Source organism: Enterobacter sp. RCC_40, assembly GCF_041360735.1.
In the GTDB taxonomy this organism is placed as follows: Bacteria; Pseudomonadota; Gammaproteobacteria; order Enterobacterales; family Enterobacteriaceae; genus Enterobacter; species Enterobacter ludwigii.
In genome coordinates this window covers 916,507-933,892 of the sequence record NZ_JBFUPR010000001.1, presented here as the reverse complement: position 1 = coordinate 933,892, position 17,386 = coordinate 916,507, and the positions used below count along the sequence as shown (strand labels likewise).

At 54.0% G+C, this 17,386-nt stretch carries 15 protein-coding genes; 6 read left to right on the top strand and 9 right to left on the bottom strand.

The features are described from left to right. Positions 1-16 precede the first annotated feature (16 nt). The 3 genes from AB6731_RS04385 to AB6731_RS04375 form a co-directional block, all read right to left on the bottom strand. Positions 17-1,138: an amidohydrolase gene (locus AB6731_RS04385; RefSeq protein ID WP_020884038.1), complete on the bottom strand. Its 1,122-nt coding sequence runs from the start codon at positions 1,136-1,138 to the stop codon at positions 17-19. Then, a complete protein-coding gene (locus AB6731_RS04380) occupies positions 1,117-2,136 on the bottom strand; it encodes an LLM class flavin-dependent oxidoreductase (RefSeq protein WP_059305730.1) in 1,020 nt (339 codons plus the stop codon). The genes AB6731_RS04385 and AB6731_RS04380 overlap by 22 nt, the downstream gene beginning before the upstream one ends. A gap of 110 nt (positions 2,137-2,246) precedes the next feature. Then, positions 2,247-2,786, bottom strand: a complete 540-nt coding sequence (locus AB6731_RS04375) for an AAA family ATPase (RefSeq protein WP_025204120.1) — start codon at positions 2,784-2,786, stop codon at positions 2,247-2,249. Between the two features lie 341 nt (positions 2,787-3,127). Here AB6731_RS04375 and AB6731_RS04370 point away from each other — a divergent pair, with 341 nt between their 5' ends. Together AB6731_RS04370 and ansP are read left to right on the top strand one after the other, a co-directional pair. Further along, the gene (locus tag AB6731_RS04370) at positions 3,128-4,663 is read left to right on the top strand and encodes a methyl-accepting chemotaxis protein (protein ID WP_371005931.1); all 1,536 of its coding nucleotides are present in this window, start codon (positions 3,128-3,130) and stop codon (positions 4,661-4,663) included. A gap of 347 nt (positions 4,664-5,010) precedes the next feature. Continuing rightward, entirely contained in the window at positions 5,011-6,507 is a 1,497-nt protein-coding gene (gene ansP, locus AB6731_RS04365; RefSeq protein ID WP_020884034.1) for an L-asparagine permease, read from the top strand. A gap of 71 nt (positions 6,508-6,578) precedes the next feature. Here the strand turns inward: ansP and AB6731_RS04360 are convergent, their stop codons facing one another. Next, the gene (locus tag AB6731_RS04360; protein WP_371005930.1) at positions 6,579-7,640 is read right to left on the bottom strand and encodes a YncE family protein; all 1,062 of its coding nucleotides are present in this window, start codon (positions 7,638-7,640) and stop codon (positions 6,579-6,581) included. Positions 7,641-7,881: 241 nt separating this feature from the next. Here AB6731_RS04360 and pqqU point away from each other — a divergent pair, with 241 nt between their 5' ends. Continuing rightward, positions 7,882-9,996: a TonB-dependent receptor PqqU gene (pqqU, locus tag AB6731_RS04355; protein WP_148576713.1), complete on the top strand. Its 2,115-nt coding sequence runs from the start codon at positions 7,882-7,884 to the stop codon at positions 9,994-9,996. A gap of 133 nt (positions 9,997-10,129) precedes the next feature. Here the strand turns inward: pqqU and AB6731_RS04350 are convergent, their stop codons facing one another. From AB6731_RS04350 to AB6731_RS04340, 3 genes are all read right to left on the bottom strand, one after another. Then, positions 10,130-10,798, bottom strand: coding sequence for a GntR family transcriptional regulator (locus tag AB6731_RS04350; protein ID WP_020884031.1), 669 nt, complete (start codon positions 10,796-10,798; stop codon positions 10,130-10,132). A gap of 253 nt (positions 10,799-11,051) precedes the next feature. Next, positions 11,052-12,092, bottom strand: coding sequence for an NADP-dependent oxidoreductase (locus AB6731_RS04345; protein ID WP_371005929.1), 1,041 nt, complete (start codon positions 12,090-12,092; stop codon positions 11,052-11,054). 65 nt (positions 12,093-12,157) lie between these two features. Beyond that, positions 12,158-12,733: a helix-turn-helix domain-containing protein gene (locus tag AB6731_RS04340; RefSeq protein WP_032670344.1), complete on the bottom strand. Its 576-nt coding sequence runs from the start codon at positions 12,731-12,733 to the stop codon at positions 12,158-12,160. A 150-nt stretch (positions 12,734-12,883) separates the two neighbouring features. Here AB6731_RS04340 and AB6731_RS04335 point away from each other — a divergent pair, with 150 nt between their 5' ends. Continuing rightward, positions 12,884-13,402, top strand: coding sequence for a GNAT family N-acetyltransferase (locus AB6731_RS04335; RefSeq protein ID WP_020884028.1), 519 nt, complete (start codon positions 12,884-12,886; stop codon positions 13,400-13,402). Continuing rightward, on the top strand, positions 13,399-13,848 hold the full coding sequence (locus tag AB6731_RS04330; protein WP_020884027.1) for a DMT family transporter: 450 nt from the start codon (positions 13,399-13,401) through the stop codon (positions 13,846-13,848). Before AB6731_RS04335 ends, AB6731_RS04330 begins: the two co-directional genes overlap by 4 nt. Positions 13,849-13,862: 14 nt before the next feature. Here the strand turns inward: AB6731_RS04330 and AB6731_RS04325 are convergent, their stop codons facing one another. Together AB6731_RS04325 and AB6731_RS04320 are read right to left on the bottom strand one after the other, a co-directional pair. Further along, positions 13,863-14,096, bottom strand: coding sequence for a YdcY family protein (locus tag AB6731_RS04325; protein WP_032680936.1), 234 nt, complete (start codon positions 14,094-14,096; stop codon positions 13,863-13,865). A 51-nt stretch (positions 14,097-14,147) separates the two neighbouring features. Then, complete coding sequence (locus AB6731_RS04320; protein WP_025204114.1) at positions 14,148-15,746, bottom strand: ABC transporter substrate-binding protein; 1,599 nt, start codon at positions 15,744-15,746, stop codon at positions 14,148-14,150. Positions 15,747-16,029: 283 nt separating this feature from the next. Between AB6731_RS04320 and AB6731_RS04315 the strand changes: the two genes are divergently transcribed. Beyond that, positions 16,030-17,382 (top strand): SrfA family protein, encoded by a 1,353-nt coding sequence (locus AB6731_RS04315; protein ID WP_371005928.1) that lies wholly within the window; start codon positions 16,030-16,032, stop codon positions 17,380-17,382. The last annotated feature ends 4 nt before the right edge of the window (positions 17,383-17,386 follow it).

Below are 17,386 nucleotides of genomic sequence, written 5' to 3'. Positions count from 1 at the left end.
ATTCACCTCTTCAGAATTAAACGTGTTGCAGGGCTTTTTCCGCAAGCTGTGCAAAATAGCGGGCAGCGGGCTCAATTAATGCTTCATCCGGGTTGAAGGCCGGGTGATGTAAACCGAACGGACTGGCGCTGCCGATGCTGACAAACGCCCCGGGGATCTGCTGCAGATACACCGCGAAATCTTCCCCGCCCATATGCAGCTCGGCGTGCTGCGTTTCATACCCAGATTCTCTGGCGACGGCGGTGGCAAATTCGGCCCAGTGCGCGTCATTGACCAGCGCGGTAGGCCCGGCGTACCAGGTAATGTCGATCTGCGCGCTAAACGCGCTGGCAAACCCGGCGGCAATTTCGCCGACGCGTGCTTTCACATTCTGCTGCACTTCCACGCGGTGGGTGCGAAGCGTGCCTTCCAGCTCAACGCTTTCCGGCAGGACGTTCCAGGTATTGCCCCCGGTAATGCGCGTGACGCTCAGCACCACGGAATCAAGCGTGTTGACGTTGCGGCTGGCAACGCTCTGCAACGCCGTTACCAGCTGGCTCGCCAGCACGATGGCGTCGTTACCTTCATGCGGACGTGCAGCATGCGCGCCTTTACCGGTAATTCGGATAACAAACCGGTCGACGTTGGCGTAGAACGGTCCACCGCGGGTGGCAAATTCCCCGACCGGCAGCCCCGGCTCGTTATGCATCCCGAAAATGGCACTGACATCACGTAAGGCACCGGCCCGCACCATACTTTTCGCGCCGCCAAAGTTCTCTTCAGCCGGCTGAAAAAGGATCCGCACACGCCCGTTTAAAGACGCTTCACGCTCTTTAAGCTTTAACGCCGCCCCGAGGATCACACTGGTATGAATATCGTGTCCGCAGGCATGCATCACACCCGCACGCTGTGAACTAAACGGCACGCCGCTGCGCTCTTCAATGGGCAAGGCATCAATATCGGCCCGCAGCGCAATCAGCTTTTTCCCCGTGCCGATTTCGGCCACCACGCCGGTCTGAAGCGCATAAGGCAGCGGCGTAATACCAGCCGTCGTCAGCCACTGACGCAGGCGAGCGGTCGTTTCGACCTCCTGGCCGGACAGCTCCGGGTTCTGGTGCAGCTCCCGGCGCCAGGCAATCAGTTGTTCGTCAAAACGCATACGGCGACCTCCTTGTTAAGCTTCGCCTGCGCCAGCAGACGCAGGGACTGTATTCGCGTTACGCCATCCGCAACGGGCGTATCAATAATGAATTCATCAATGCCCCATTTTTCGTGCAGGGCGTTCAACTGTTCCAGCACCGATTCGGCTGTTCCCGCCAGCAGCGACTGTGCCCGACGGGCAATGCGCACCGGCTCGCTGCCCGCCTGTCGGGCAAAGGCATAGGCCTGCTCTTCGCTGGCCACGGTGACGCGCTGCCCATTTGCCAGTTCGACGCCCCAGACTTCAACCTGTTGTGCCAGTGCCTCCGCCTCAGCCTGCGACTGAGCGACGATGACCTGAACCGCCACAATCGCATCCCGGGCGCTGTGGTTACGCCAGGTGGTGATGACTTCACGCAGCAGCGCCGGATCCCCATTCAGGTGAGCAGCAAAGACAAAATGCCAGTCAAGTTTCGCGGCCAGCAGTGCGCTTTCGGTACTGGCCCCCAGCAGGAACCCCTGCGCCGGAACCGGCGGCAGCGGCGTCGCGCGAACGGCCTCGTACACCGACTGATTTTCCGGCTGGATCCAGTGATGAAGCTGTGTCAGCTGTTCGGCAAAACTGCCTTTTTGCTGTTGATCGAGGCCCTGCTGCAGCGCCCGGGTGGAGAGCGGCAGGCCGCCTGGGGCTTTCCCGACGCCCAGATCCACGCGTCCGGGAGCAAGCGCGGCCAGGAGGTTGAAATTTTCTGCGACTTTGTAAGGGCTGTAGTGCTGGAGCATGACGCCACCAGAGCCCACGCGGATACGCCGGGTTTGCCCGAGGATCCAGGCAATTAACAGTTCGGGTGAAGGGCTGGCCAGCTGGGGCGTGTTGTGGTGTTCGGCAATCCAGAAACGGTGATAGCCCAGATTTTCTGCCTGCTGTGCCAGCGCCAGGGTTCGCGCCAGTGCATCGGCAGCCGTTTCGTTTTCAGCGATGGGGCTTTTATCCAGAATACTGATTCGCCAGGACATGTTGCGTTCTCGTTTGACTTAACATGTCGTCATTATTAAAGGCGTATTTCACCTCTGAGAAACAATTAATTTACATTTGGTTTGCCGGAAATCAGATATATAAATCCATGCTACGCGTGTGACTTAAGCGATGAAATGAGGTTTTCCACCTCACTGCGGCGGGTAATGCGGACAAAATGAATATGGGCGTATTGCGGGTCTACCATATCGCGTGCATAACGTGCGCGGTTGCTGCGCCAGGTTTTGATTGTCCAGATAATAATGGACTCACGGCTCAAGAATGAGCGACGAAAACTCTCACAGTTTCCCGTACCGGGCCACAGTTCCTGTTTGTGCCAGGCGCGCGTGAACGCTCGGGTGACAGCCTGATACAGGGTTCGGGCGAACCCATAATCCACCCACACCACCCGATCCACGTCTCGCCATTTCACAGGGCGCGTACGGTTATAGTTGCCATCAAGCACCCACTCCGCTGACGCCTTTAGCGTCGTCTCCAGTTTTTCCAGCAAGATAGCGTCCGGGGTGCCCTGCCAGTCCGGACACCAGTAAAGTCGGTCCATTTCAATGTAAGGAATATCCAGTTCTGCGGCGATACGCTTCGCCAGAGTGCTTTTTCCACTCCCGCTGGTGCCAATCACATTTACTTTCACCCTGTTGCCCCCTGTTGAAGAAAAACCCTTAAAGCATAGCGTTTTCATCTTGTTAACGAAACGCTATTTCGGCGGGTCAGTTTACGTCGAAGCGTGATCTCCCGCTTTTAATTTGCCTTATGGCGTTTATTTGCAGGGCGCCACAAAAACGCACCGATAAATATTTTCATTTTTATTACATCGGACGCATTTTAAAAATAAAAAATACTAAATGCAGGGTATTCCTGAACGCATAACTTTCGTAGAGAATATGCCGACAGTAAAAATAAAAACAAACCTTTCAAACTTGCCTGAATGTTTAACGGGCTCTTTTTTATTGATATATGACCATGGGGTTACTGATGCGGAATAACACTCCCGTTACACAAAACGAGTATTTACTTAACGAAGGTTCGACGCTTATGTCGACCACCAATACGCACAGCCATATTACCTATGCGAACTCTGCCTTTATTGACGCCAGCGGCTATAAAGAAGAGAGTCTTCTCGGTGAGCCGCATAATCTTATTCGCCACCCCGACATGCCTGCTGAGGCGTTTGGCGACATGTGGTTTACCCTGCAACAGGGTGAGACCTGGACGGGGCTGGTCAAGAACCGCCGCCAGAACGGCGATCACTACTGGGTGCGCGCCAACGTCACCCCGGTTTATCAGGATGAAACGTTAACCGGCTATATTTCTGTGCGAAATATTCCTTCGCGTGAAGAGATTGCTGTCAGTGAAAAACGGTATGAGAAAGTGCGCAATAATGAATTAAAACATCACCGCTTTTATAAAGGCCTGTTTGTTCGCCACGGTCTGTTCTCTTTTACGTCGCTGTTTAAACGCCTCAGCACCAGTAAAAGGATCCATCTTGGTATTGCGATAACCGCCCTGCTCGCTTGTCTGCAGCTGTTTATATTTGCCGATCGTATTGTTGAGACTGTAGGTCTGGCTCTGCTATTTATTGCCCTGGCCGTTTATCTTCATGCGCAAATTGCGAAGCCGGTTAAATCCATTGTCCAGCAAATGCAGCGGGTGGTTTCAGGACGTAAAGCGGACTATTACCATTTTGACCGCGTCGATGAAATCGGCCTGATGATGCGCATGGTGAATCAGTCGGGTCTGAACCTCCATTCGCTGGTTGACGATGTCGGTGCGCAAATCAGCGGTATAAGTACAATCAGCCAGCAGGTGGCGAAAGAAGGTATGGCATTACAAACGCGTACCGAAGAAACCGCAGACTTTCTGCAGCAAACGGCCTCAGCCGTGGAAGAAATTGCCAGCGCGGTTCAGCAGACGGCTGAAACGGCGAAAGACGCGATCCTGATGGCAGATCGCACCCGCACCAGCGCTCACCGCGGTGAAGCAATGATGAAAGAGACTATCGGCATGATGCAGTCCGTGTCGCAGGATAACAGCCAGATCGTCGACATCATCAGCGTCATCGATCTTATCGCCTTCCAGACCAATATTCTGGCGCTGAACGCGGCCGTTGAAGCGGCGCGTGCGGGTGATGCCGGGCGCGGTTTTGCGGTCGTGGCGGCCGAAGTGCGCAACCTTGCCCAGCACTCTGCCACGGCGGCCAAAGAGATCAAAACGCTTATAGAGAAAAACGTTTCCAGCGTGAACGCCGGCGTGGAGAAGGTCGAGCAAACTGAATCGCAGCTCACGGTGATGATTGGCAATGTCATGGAGATGTCTTCTCTGATTAAGGAGATAGGCCACGCCACGCAGGAGCAAACGCAGGCGCTGACCCTGATTAACGCGTCCATCTCCCGCATCGGTACAATGACCCAAAATAATACCGGTATGGTGGATAACGTGACGGACGCCGCACACCATCTGACGCAGCGCACGACCCGCCTGCAACAGGCGATTGCCGTTTTTGGCGGTTAAGCAAAGGCGCCGTTATGAGCTGGTTGCTTTGTGCAATCATTAAGCGAAACTGATGATTAAAGCACCACTTCATTAATGGATTTGTCTAAAAACTCACCGCTATTCAGCGTGTTGTGATCCCCGTCTGCTCTGACCACACGATTTCCTTCGACGTGCATCACTTTCGGCACGGTTATATTTTGCGTCGCTTATGAATTGCAGGTAGGATGCCTCGCCATGTTTCGCCTTATCCATACGCAGAATGACTGGGAAGGCAACATGTGTTTGCGCAGAAGCAATCGTTTGTATTGCACTCTGCCAGGCAGGACTATCACGATAATGGTTCAGACAGGCAAACAGGTAACTCAATGAAAACAAGCAATAAAAGCGCAGCCGATCATCACGCTGCTAAACGTCGCTGGTTAAACTCCCATGAAGAGGGCTACCACAAAGCGATGGGCAACCGTCAGGTTCAAATGATCGCCATCGGCGGCGCTATCGGAACGGGTCTGTTTTTAGGTGCTGGCGCTCGTCTGCAGATGGCTGGCCCGGCTCTCGCCCTGGTCTATCTGGTGTGCGGGATCTTCTCTTTCTTCATTCTTCGTGCATTGGGCGAACTGGTACTGCATCGCCCTTCCAGCGGCAGTTTTGTCTCTTACGCCCGTGAATTCCTCGGTGAAAAAGCGGCCTACGTTGCTGGATGGATGTACTTCGTCAACTGGGCAATGACCGGTATTGTCGATATCACCGCCGTCGCGCTTTACATGCACTACTGGGGCGCGTTTGGTGATGTGCCACAATGGGTGTTTGCGCTGGGCGCACTGGCCATTGTCGGCACCATGAACATGATCGGCGTGAAGTGGTTCGCGGAGATGGAGTTCTGGTTCGCGCTGGTAAAGGTGCTGGCCATCGTGGTGTTCCTGGTCGTAGGTACGGTGTTCCTCGGTAGCGGTAAACCGCTTGATGGCAATGCCACCGGTTTCCACCTGATCACTGATAACGGCGGTTTCTTCCCGCATGGCCTGCTGCCTGCGCTGGTGCTGGTTCAGGGTGTGGTGTTCGCCTTCGCGTCCATTGAGCTGGTCGGCACCGCGGCGGGTGAATGTAAAGACCCACAGACCATGGTACCTAAAGCCATTAACAGCGTTATCTGGCGTATCGGTCTCTTTTATGTTGGTTCCGTGGTGCTGCTGGTTCTGCTGCTGCCGTGGAACGCCTATCAGGCGGGTCAAAGCCCGTTTGTGACCTTCTTCTCTAAACTGGGCGTGCCTTATGTTGGCAGCATCATGAATATCGTGGTGCTGACGGCTGCGCTCTCCAGTCTGAACTCGGGTCTTTACTCTACCGGTCGTATCCTGCGCTCCATGTCGATGGGCGGTTCGGCGCCGAAATTCATGTCGAAGATGAGCCGTCAGCATGTGCCTTACGCGGGCATTCTGGCGACGCTGGTGGTGTATGTCTTCGGCGTGTTCCTGAACTACCTGGTACCGTCTCAGGTATTCGAAATCGTGCTGAACGTTGCCGCGCTCGGCATCATCGCCTCCTGGGCCTTTATCGTGGTCTGCCAGATGCGTCTGCGCAAAGCGATCAAAGAAGGCAAAGCCGCTGAAGTCAGCTTTAAGCTGCCGGGCGCACCGGTGACCTCCTGGCTCACTCTGCTGTTCCTGTTCAGCGTGCTGGTGTTGATGGCGTTTGATTACCCGAACGGTACCTACACGATCGCCACCATTCCTCTGCTGGCCGTATTGCTGATTGCCGGCTGGTTTGGCGTGCGTAAACGCGTACAAGAAATTCACAGTACGGCGCCGGTTCATCCTGATGATGCCAAACACGACGCCCCGCTGGTTGAAGAGACGTCGCGTTAATATCGACCTGCTGGTTAATACAAAGGGAAGGCATTGCGCCTTCCCTTTTTCTTTGTGTTGAGGAGCGAAATTTAGAGCGTGATACGAATCACGTCATCAGGCTGAGTGGCTTCCTGCTGACGGGTCGATTTTTGTTTTACCGTCACATACAGGGTTTTGCCATCAGCAGAGAGCGCCAGACTGTTCGGGTAGACCGGGGTGTCGAAGGTTTTGGTAACGTTGTAGGTTTTCGCGTCGATTACGCTCACCTTACCCGCTTCACGGTGCGTCACATACGCTTCGTTGCGCGCCGGGTTAAACAGAACGGCCAGCGATTCAGGCACGGCAATTTTCTTGATGACGCTGCTGTCCTTCAGATTCACCACCAGCACTTCCGGCTGCTTTGAGTCGGTTAAGAACGCACGCTGTCCGGCGGTATCCAGGCTCAGATTCAGGTAGAAATGCTCCTTACCGTCGTCCTGCACTTTTTTACGGCTGAGGATTTTGTGGGTTGCCGTATCAATCGTCACCAGTTCGCCATCAGCATTGGTGGTGTAAAGACGTTTTGCCTTCGCATCCAGCGCCAGGCCGGTACTGAATTTACCGGTACTGCCGATGGTCTCTTTCAGCTTCAGCGTTGCACCATCCACCACCCAAATCGCGCTCTCCTGGCCTACGCCGGTGATGTAAACGGTGTTTGTGCTGTCATCGGCCACCAGCTGGCGCGGCTGCAGCGGTTTGACGGTTTCACTGCGCTGACGGTTATCCAGCACCAGTCGCCCTTTCACCTCACCCGTTTTGGCATCAATCGCGGTTACCGCTCCGTTGATGGTGTTACCAAACCACAGCGTCTGGGTGGCATTATCAAGGGTGGCACCGAACGGTTTGAGATCGTTATGAATGACCTGCGTCACGTCCAGCGTGACCGGGTCAAGGCGATAGACAATCCCGCCTTTGTCCGTTTTGCGGCTCTGCGATGTCGCGACCCACAGCGCATTCTCCTGCTGGCTCACGGCCATTTCATATGCGCCTTTCCCTACCGCTTTGCGCAACATCTCTTCGGCAGCATGAACCTGGAAGGTTCCGGCAAACAGTAACGCCCCTGACAGCAGAGACATACTCAGGCGCGGCGAGCACAGATGACGTAAAGACATAACAATTCCTTTTTTGAACACAGGGTTTACTGCTGACATCACTTCCGGCAGGCAACGTCATGGCATTGCCGTTTTGATAATGAGAATAGTAATCATTTATGAGTTAAATGTGGAGTTTTTCTTTCCTTCCCGGCCTTTCATTAACGCAATGTGCGGTTATAGTTTTCAAAAGATTTACAAAAGATTTAACATATATGGACATGTTCCATTTGGTACGTTTTTTCCATAACCGGTCTATTTCATGAAAATCATTTCTGCCCGTAAGGCAACGCTTCCACTGCTGCTGGTTCCTGTTATCTCTGCGCCTCTCACTGCGATGAGTGCCGATGAACAGACCATGATCGTCAGCGCCACGCCGCAAACCGTCTCGGAGCTCGATACCCCGGCGGCGGTTAGCGTCGTGAATGGCGAGGATATGCGTCATGCTGCGCCACGCATTAACCTGTCTGAATCTCTTGGCAGCGTGCCGGGACTGCAGATCCAGAACCGCCAGAACTATGCTCAGGATCTCCAGCTTTCAATGCGTGGGTTTGGTGCCCGCTCAACCTTCGGCGTGCGCGGTATCCGTATGTATGTCGACGGTATTCCGGCAACCATGCCGGATGGACAGGGACAAACCTCCAATATCGATCTTTCCAGCGTGGACAGCGTAGAAGTGCTGCGCGGCCCCTTCTCTGCCCTTTATGGCAACGCCTCTGGCGGCGTGATCAACATGACGACCCAGACCGGGCAGCAGCCGCCGACCATCGAGGCCAGCAGCTATTACGGCAGTTACGGTACCTGGCGCTATGGAATGAAAGCCACCGGCGCGATGGGTGACGGGACGCATGCCGGGGATGTGGATTACACCGTGTCCACTACCCGTTTCACGACCAAAGGTTATCGCGACCACAGCGGCGCGCGGAAGAATCTCGCCAACGCTAAACTGGGTGTTCGTATTGATGACGTGAGCAAGCTGACGCTGATTTTCAACAGCGTGGACATGAAAGCCAACGATCCGGGTGGACTGAGTGCCCAGGAATGGCATGACAACCCTCGCCAGTCTCCGCGTGGCGATCAATACAATACGCGCAAGACCATCAAGCAGACCCAGGCTGGCCTGCGCTACGATCGTCAGCTCAGCACCCAGGACGATCTCAGCGTCATGATGTACGCCGGCGAACGTGAAATGACGCAGTACCAGTCAATTCCTTATCAGCCTCAGTTGAGACCTTCCCACTCCGGCGGCGTGATTGATATGCAGCGCCATTACCAGGGGATTGATACCCGCTGGACGCACCGTGGCGAACTGCTGGTTCCGGTCACCTTTACCACCGGTCTGAACTACGAAAACATGAGCGAAGATCGTCGCGGATACGAGAACTTCGTCATGAACAACGGCGTGCCGGAGTACGGCGTCAAGGGCGACAAACGTCGTAATGAACGTAACCTGATGTGGAACGTCGACCCGTACCTGCAAACCAGCTGGCAGTTAACGCAGAAACTCTCCGTGGATGCCGGCGTCCGTTACAGCTCGGTCTGGTTTGACTCCAACGACCATTACGTGACCCCGGGCAACGGAGACGACAGCGGTGACGCAAGCTATCATAAGTGGCTCCCGGCCGGTTCGGTGAAATATGCCGTGACCGATGCGTGGAATCTCTATGCTGCGGCAGGTCGCGGGTTTGAAACGCCAACCATCAATGAGCTCTCTTATCGTGCGGATAACCAGGGCGGCCTCAACATTGGCCTGAAACCTTCCACGAACAATACCTATGAAGTGGGCAGTAAAACCCGTATCGGTAATGGTCTGTTGACGGCAGCGCTGTTCCGCACCGATACGGATGACGAGATTGTCGTCGATGCCAGCGCTGGAGGTCGTACCAGCTATAAAAACGCCGGTAAAACCCGTCGTCAGGGGGTTGAAGTTTCCCTGGATCAGCAGTTTGCTGAGAACTGGAAGCTGAAAATGGCGTGGACCTATCTGGACGCCACCTATCGTACCAACGTGTGCAGCACCGGCGACTGTAACGGCAACCGTATGCCGGGCATTGCCCGCAATATGGGTTATGCCTCGTTTGGCTGGCAGCCGGAAGAAGGCTGGTATGCGGGATCGGATGTGCGCTACATGAGCGATATCATGGCGGATGACGAGAACACGGCGAAAGCCCCGTCCTACACGGTGGTTGGGCTGAATACCGGGTATAAATTCAACTACGGTAACTGGGGAATGGACGTCTTTGGTCGCGTCGATAACCTGTTCGATAAAGAGTATGTCGGATCGGTTATCGTGAATGAATCCAACGGGCGTTATTACGAACCTGCACCGGGCCGTAACTACGGCGTAGGTCTGTCAGTCTCTTATCGCTTCGAGTAAGCAAAAAGCATTCTTTTTTGCTGAATATTATTTTTATAAATGGAATAACGCTCCTGATGGCAATAAGCCATCAGGAGTATTTAACCAGGAATATAATTCGCGGCAGGATATAGTCGCTCTGCTAAATAATCTCTCAGTTAAAATATTGTCGCTGTAAAAGCGTGTTCGCTTCATCAATCAACGTCTCTATCGCCTTCTGACTGCCATCAACATCTCTTCGCTCAAGCGCGGACAGGAGCTCGGCGTAGTGATAAGTCGACACCTTGATGTCGTTAAGCTCCTGATGCAGATAGTTCATGCAAGGTCCAATACGCACCCATAGCTGCTCAATTAAGGCGCTGAGTGTCGGCATTTCCGCGTACTGATAAAGCGTAAACCGAAAGATGCGGTTAGCATGCAGCGCCTGCTGAACGTGCCCGTTGCGCATGGCTTCATGGAATGTCTCTGATAGCTTGCGCAACACCTCCAGCTTATTTTCCGTCATATGCTGACAGGCGGCAGCTACCGCCATAGGCTCAAGCTGTTTTCTGATGGCGTTAATCTCGTTATAACGCTCAAGCGTGACCTCAGGAACCAGGAACGCCTGCGCCGGTGTGGCGTGTAATGCCCCAGACGACACCAGACGCAAAAGCGCCTCGCGAACCGGGGTAATACTGGTTCCTAATTTATCAGCAATTTCTTTGGTAATCAGTCGAGCGCCAGGTTTCAGTGAACCTGTAATTAACGCGCCTTTCAAACTGAGTTCGACTTGCATGGTAAGACTGATCCTTTGCGCTTTTTCTAAATGGTCCAAATCAAGCATGTTCAATTCCTGTAGCTAATACTTAATGCTATTTTTAAACGCCGTTTTTTATAAACGACGCTGTTCCGATATATCCTGTATCGTCATGCCTGGTGATGGGAAGTCTGTAAAAATGTCAAGAAATGCAAAATTTATTTTTTTCGTTTTCGTGCTCATCTGAACGGAAGGCGCGAAAAGCCATGTCCAGTTAATTAAAGACAATATATCGTATCTTCACAAATAAATATGGCGGGAAACCCCGCCATATTTTAGATTATTTATTGTCACCCGCGACGCGAATCACGACTTTGCCGAAGTTTTTTCCTTCAAGAAGGCCAATCAGCGCCTCAGGCGCATTCTCCAGGCCGTCTGTGACCTGCTCACGGTAGTGAATTTTGCCTTCCTGCACCCAGCGCCCCATCTCATCCTGGAACTCCTTGATGCGATGGCCGTAATCCTGAGCGATGATAAACCCCTGCATACGAATCCGTTTCTTCAGAATCGTCGCCATCAATAACGGCAAACGATCAGGCCCTTCCGGCAGACCCGTCGCATTGTAACCGCTCACCAGACCACATACCGGTACGCGCGCCGAGGTGTTCAGTAAGGGCAACACGGCGTCAAAGACTTTCCCGCCGACGTTTTCATAATAGACATCAATCCCTTTCGGGCAGGCCTTTTCCAGCTGGGCCGCGAAGTCATCGGCATGGTGATCCAGGCACTGGTCAAACCCGAGCACCTCGACGGCATGGCGGCATTTTTCTGCGCCACCGGCAACGCCGATCACCCGGCAACCTTTGATTTTACCGATCTGCCCGACCGTCGCACCAACCGGCCCCGTCGCCGCCGCAACCACCAGCGTTTCACCGGCTTTAGGCTGGCCGATGTCCAGTAGCCCCATATAGGCGGTAAACCCTGGCATACCCAGAATGCCCAGCGCCCACGAGGGGTGAGAAATATTTTCGCCCAGTTTCACCAGGCCGCTGCCGTCTGAAATTGCATACTCCTGCCAGCCGCTGTAGCCCAGCACCCACTCACCCGGCGTATAGTCCGGATGATTTGACTGCTCCACGCGGCTGACCGTTCCCCCCACCATGACCGCCCCAATTTCCACTGGCGGTGAATAGGAAGGTGCATCACTCATGCGGCCACGCATGTAAGGATCAAGCGACAGCCAGACCGTGCGCAGCAAAAGCTGTCCTGCCTGAGGTTCAGGAACAGGCTGCTCTTCCAGACGAAAATTCTCCGCGACCGGCGCACCGTGCGGACGAGAAGCCAGAACCCAGCGGCGATTTTGCGAAACAGATTGATTCATCAGGAACTCCTTCTGGTACAAATGTCATTAGAGCCTGGCTCATGATCGGCGTAAACGCTTTAACTTTACGAGCCAGACTGGTTAAGCCGCACAACCAGATAGATACAGGTTTCATTCGTCTCATTAATGAACCGGCAGTCGTTGGGCGGCCCCAGTTCCAGGCAATCACCGGCGTGCATTTCATGACGGGTATCGCCCTCCTGGAAAACCAGTTCGCCTGACTGCAGCCAGATAAGCTGGCGCGCCAGCGCATACGACGAGGCGGGCATAGGGACATCGCTTCCCGCCGGCAGCTCAACCTGAACAAGATCGATGGGCAGATCGGTGCGGGGTGAAACGTGGCGGCGGAGATAGTGTGTCTGGGGGTCACGCCAGACGGGCTGGTTTTCCAGACGCAGCAGCTTTCCTTCCTGCATTTCGGCTCTGGCGATCAGGGTTGACATGCTGATGCCAAACGCGCCGGATAACCGCGCGAGCAAGGTCGCCGTCGGGCTGCTGTCCCCGCGCTCTATCTTGTGGATCATGGCGCGCGAGACGCCGGCCCGGTCAGCAAGCTCGCTTAATGACCATCCTCGCGACTCGCGTTCAAGGCGAATTCGCGCGCTAATCCTTTGATTCATTGTGTCTGTCATAGTATTCATGACGTCATACTATAGTGTATGAACGGCATTTCAACGCGGTTTTGATAACAAAAAAATCTGGCTTATGTCATAGCCATCCGTCTGTACAGTTGTGTAATATCGTAATCGCAACGTAATACTATAGTGAACAACACACTCAGAGGTTCAAACATGATCGTTCGTCATGCCTGCAAAGAAGACTGCGCCGCTATTGGGGAGATTTACAACCACGCGGTGCTGCATACTGCCGCGATCTGGAATGATAAAACCGTCGATACGGATAACCGCATTGCCTGGTTTGAGGCGCGTGCCCTCGCAGGCTACCCGGTGCTGGTGAGTGAAGAGAATGGCGTTATCACCGGCTACGCCTCGTTTGGCGACTGGCGCGCCTTTGACGGTTTCCGGCATACGGTAGAGCATTCTGTCTACGTTCATCCGGATCATCAGGGCAAAGGTATTGGCCGCACGCTGATGAACGCGCTGATTATTGAAGCGCGGACTCTCGGCAAACACGTCATGGTGGCGGGCATTGAGGCGCAAAACCAGGCCTCTATTCATCTTCATGAGACGCTCGGTTTTGTGACCACCGGCCAGATGCCGCAGGTGGGCACGAAGTTTGGCCGCTGGCTGGATCTGACCTTTATGCAGTTGCAGCTTGATGAGCGCAGCGATCCGGATGCTATCTCATGAATCAATCTCTGACGCTGGCTTTTCTGGTGGCGGCGGGAATTGGCCTGGTGGTGCAAAACACCTTAATGGTGCGCATCTCTCAGTCCTCCTCGACCATTCTTATCGCGATGCTGCTGAATTCGCTGGTTGGCATTGTGCTGTTTGTCAGCATTCTGCTGCTAAAACAGGGCTTCGCCGGATTTAGCGAGCTGGCCTCAACGATCCGCTGGTGGACGTTGATCCCGGGGCTGTTAGGGTCGTTTTTTGTTTTTGCCAGTATCAGCGGCTATCAAAATGTTGGCGCAGCGACAACCATCGCCGTGCTGGTGGCAAGCCAGTTGATTGGCGGGCTGGTAATGGATGTACTCAGAAGCAATGGCATCCCCTTGCGCGCGCTGATTGGCCCGGTGTGCGGTGCCGTAATGCTGGTGGTCGGGGCGTGGCTGGTCGCGAGACGCCAGTTCTGACCCCCGGCTCACCGCTACAGTATCGTACCGCCTTTGGTCAGCAATTCCTGACGGGCGTCCATCTCTTCTTTATGTTGCTTACCGTGATGTGCAATCGCGGTACGCAGACGCTGCTGCTGACTGTAGCGATCTTCACGGCTTAACGCTGCGTCGTCGCTCAGTTCGATCAGCAGTTCATTCATTCGGCTAATCACTCCCGCTTCGATGGCGGTATCGACACGGGCGATAACTTCATTTAAATGTGACATTGTCACTCCTTGTCAGATGCCCGGCAGGCGCGGTGCCTGCCGGGAAAAATGTCAGTTCAGTTTCGCTTTGGAGAAATCGCTGCCCATCAGGCTCACGCTGTACCCCGTTACGTTGCTGCGGGTGGCGTAGAACGTTTTGCCGTTCGCCAGCGCAATCCACGGTGCCTGAGCATAGAAGATCTCCTGCGCCTGGCTGTAGAGTTTTGCACGCTCACCCGGGTTGCTGGTCAGTTTGGCTTTCTTGACCAGATCATCATACCCCTTATCGCACCAGCGCGCGGCGTTCGATCCGGTTTTGATGCTGTCGCATCCCAGCAGTACATCAGCAAAGTTATCCGGGTCGCCGTTATCGGACATCCAGCCAAAGAGCGCGGAATCATGCTCCCCTTTACGCATACCGGAGAGATACTCGCCCCACTCGTAAGAGACAATTTTAGCCTTCACGCCGACTTTTGCCCAGTCGCTCTGGATCATCTCCGCAATACGCTTCGAGTTAGGGTTATACGGACGCTGCACAGGCATTGACCACAGCGTCACGTCCGCACCCTTCTCCAGACCGGCCTGTTTCAACAAAGCTTTCGCTTTTTCAGGATCGTAGCTGTAGTCCTTCAGATCGTTATTAAAGCCCAGCATATTCGGCGGAATGGGTGATTTCGCCACCGTACCGGAACCCATAAAGACCGCATTCACGATGGCTTTTTTGTCCGTCGCATAGTTCAGGGCCTGACGCACCAGCACGTTATCAAACGGTTTTTTCTCGGTATTGAACGCCAGATACCCCACGTTCAACGCCTCCACGGCGTGCAGCTTCAGGTCTTTATTTTTGTTAATAACATCAAACTGAACCGGTGACGGCGCCGGAATGATCTGGCATTCGTTGGTCTGCAGCTTCGCCAGACGCGTTTCTACGTTTGGCGTGATGGAGAAAATAAGGTGTTTCGTCGGAACCGCACCTTCCCAGTAGTTCGGGTTAGCGACGTAGCGGATCAGCGAATCCACTTTGTACTGCTGCAGAACGTACGGCCCGGTACCAATCGGCCAGGTATCGACATTCTCAGGCGTCCCTTTTTTCAGCATCGCGTCAGCGTATTCAGCGGAAAGAATAGAGGCGAAATCCATCCCCCAGTCAGCAAGGAATGCGGCGTTTGGTTCGCTCAGCGTAAACTGCACGTGATAATCATCTACCTTTTTGACGTCCTGAATCAGCTTGTCCAGGCCTACGTCATTAAAGTATTCGTAATTACCCTGCGAGACATTGTGATAAGGATGCTTAGGGTCTTTCTGACGCATGACGGAAAAAATAACGTCATCCGCATTAAAATCACGGGTCGGCTTGAAGTATTTATTGCTGTTGAACTTGACCCCTTTACGCAGCGTAAAGGTATAAGTCTTACCGTCCGGGGAAATTGTCCAGGACTCTGCCAGCGACGGTACCGGGGTGTTTTTCACCGGGTCGAAATTGATCAGGCGGTTATACAGGACCTGAGAGCTGGCCACGAATGACGGGCCCGAGCTGGCGATCTGCGGGTTGAAAGACTCCGGTGATGCTTCAGAGCAATAAATGATGGTGTCATTATTCGCCGCCCATGCGGCACCTGCTGGTAAGAGAGTGCTCAGCGCGAGGGCGAGCAGCGTTTTCCCTGTAGACATGGTTATAACCCTGGCAGTTTTATTATATTGGACTGTAATAACAGCACAGCCGCTATAACCTGGCAAATAACGAATCACTATCAGGTTATTCTAAAGCAACGTTTTCCGCTGGTTTTACAGCCAGTGCACCAGAGGTTGATTTGCCTTAAGTGCCATTATTCGTCAAGCACAACCGCACCTTTCTATGCCACAAGAAATCGTCCCTTTTGGCGTCTCTTCCTCCGTTTGGTTGCTTCCCGATTTCGTTAAAGTAACGGTGTGAAGAAGTATATGGGATCAAATCGTGGCAAAAACTCTTTTACGCAGCGGTAATCTGGATGATTTTCAGGCCGTTGGCGGCGGCGGACAAGCCGTTTTTGAATCAGCGTTACAAATCCGGGAAGCGCTCCGGTTACGCAAACAACAGGCGATTGTCGACTGTCTGGCTATTCCGCAGGTCAATGATGGTGGCGACCGTGTCGACTGGTATTCGCCGGTCGACGGTTGTGTAACCAGCTGGAAAGCGGCCAACGAAGACGATCGTTATCGCGCCCTTCGCTATCTGGAAAATACGCTGGCCAGCGTTGAATCGCTGAGTAAGAAGTGCCTGCAGTCGCCAAAAACAGCGCAACAGCTTTTCGGCTCCCTGCTGTCGAAAGCATTTCAGTTTCCCGGCGAAAATTTCCTTTTCCTGGTTGATGGAAAGCCGGTCATAAGCTTCTGGGGGTTTGTAAACCTCAATGAGAATGCGCGTGACGACGTACTCGACTGTTTACGCGAATCGCTGATCCCTGAGCCAGCCCCGATTGTCATTGAAGACCCTGAACCCGAACCGGAACCGACCCCAGTCCTGACCTTTGAACAGACCGATGAGCCGCTGATTGCCCCGGCCACGGTGGTGCGCATCACGCCGGACGAACTGTATACGCCTGAGCCTGCGCCGGTCACTGTGCCACCTGTGGAAGAACCCGAGCCAGAGCCTGCGATCGTAGCCAAAAAACGCCGCGTTCCCCTGTGGACGCTTCCGGTTGCCGCCGTGATCGTTGCCGCGATTGCCACCCCGTTGCTGTGGCCAAAACAGGCCCCTTCTGCCGAGCCAGTGGCTGTTGTTGCCCCTGAACCTGTCGCCATTGCGCCAAAGCCGATTAAAGCCGTTGAGCCACTGCCGATGAAATTACCGCTGCATCAGGCAGAGGTGGTCGCGAGCAAAGAAAAAGAGCCGGCTCCCGTTGCCGCCCCAGCGCCTGCGCCGGTTGTGATTGCGGCAATCCCGAAAGACGCCATGGTCATGGAAGCAAACCAGGTAAAAGCGGGGTCGACGCGTTTTCTGAACGGAACATGGCGTGCGATCCTCGACGTGAAAGATCCGATTACAGGCAAACCACCGTCGCTGCGCTATCAGATCCAGAACAATAAAGGCTTCGCTCGTGTTGTTCACGGTGACAATGTTGTCTGCCGCGTGGAGGTTTTCTCCGGGCTGCACAGCAATGGCGAACTGATGATTAAGAGTCGCGGTAATGCCCGCTGCACAGACGGTTCACGCTACCCGATGCCGGAAATTGCCTGTAAAGCAGGTACCAGCGATGTCGCTGAATGTAATGCCCGTTATGATGCCAAAACCGTCGTTCCACTGACGTTCAAGAAAGCAGGTGCCTGACCCT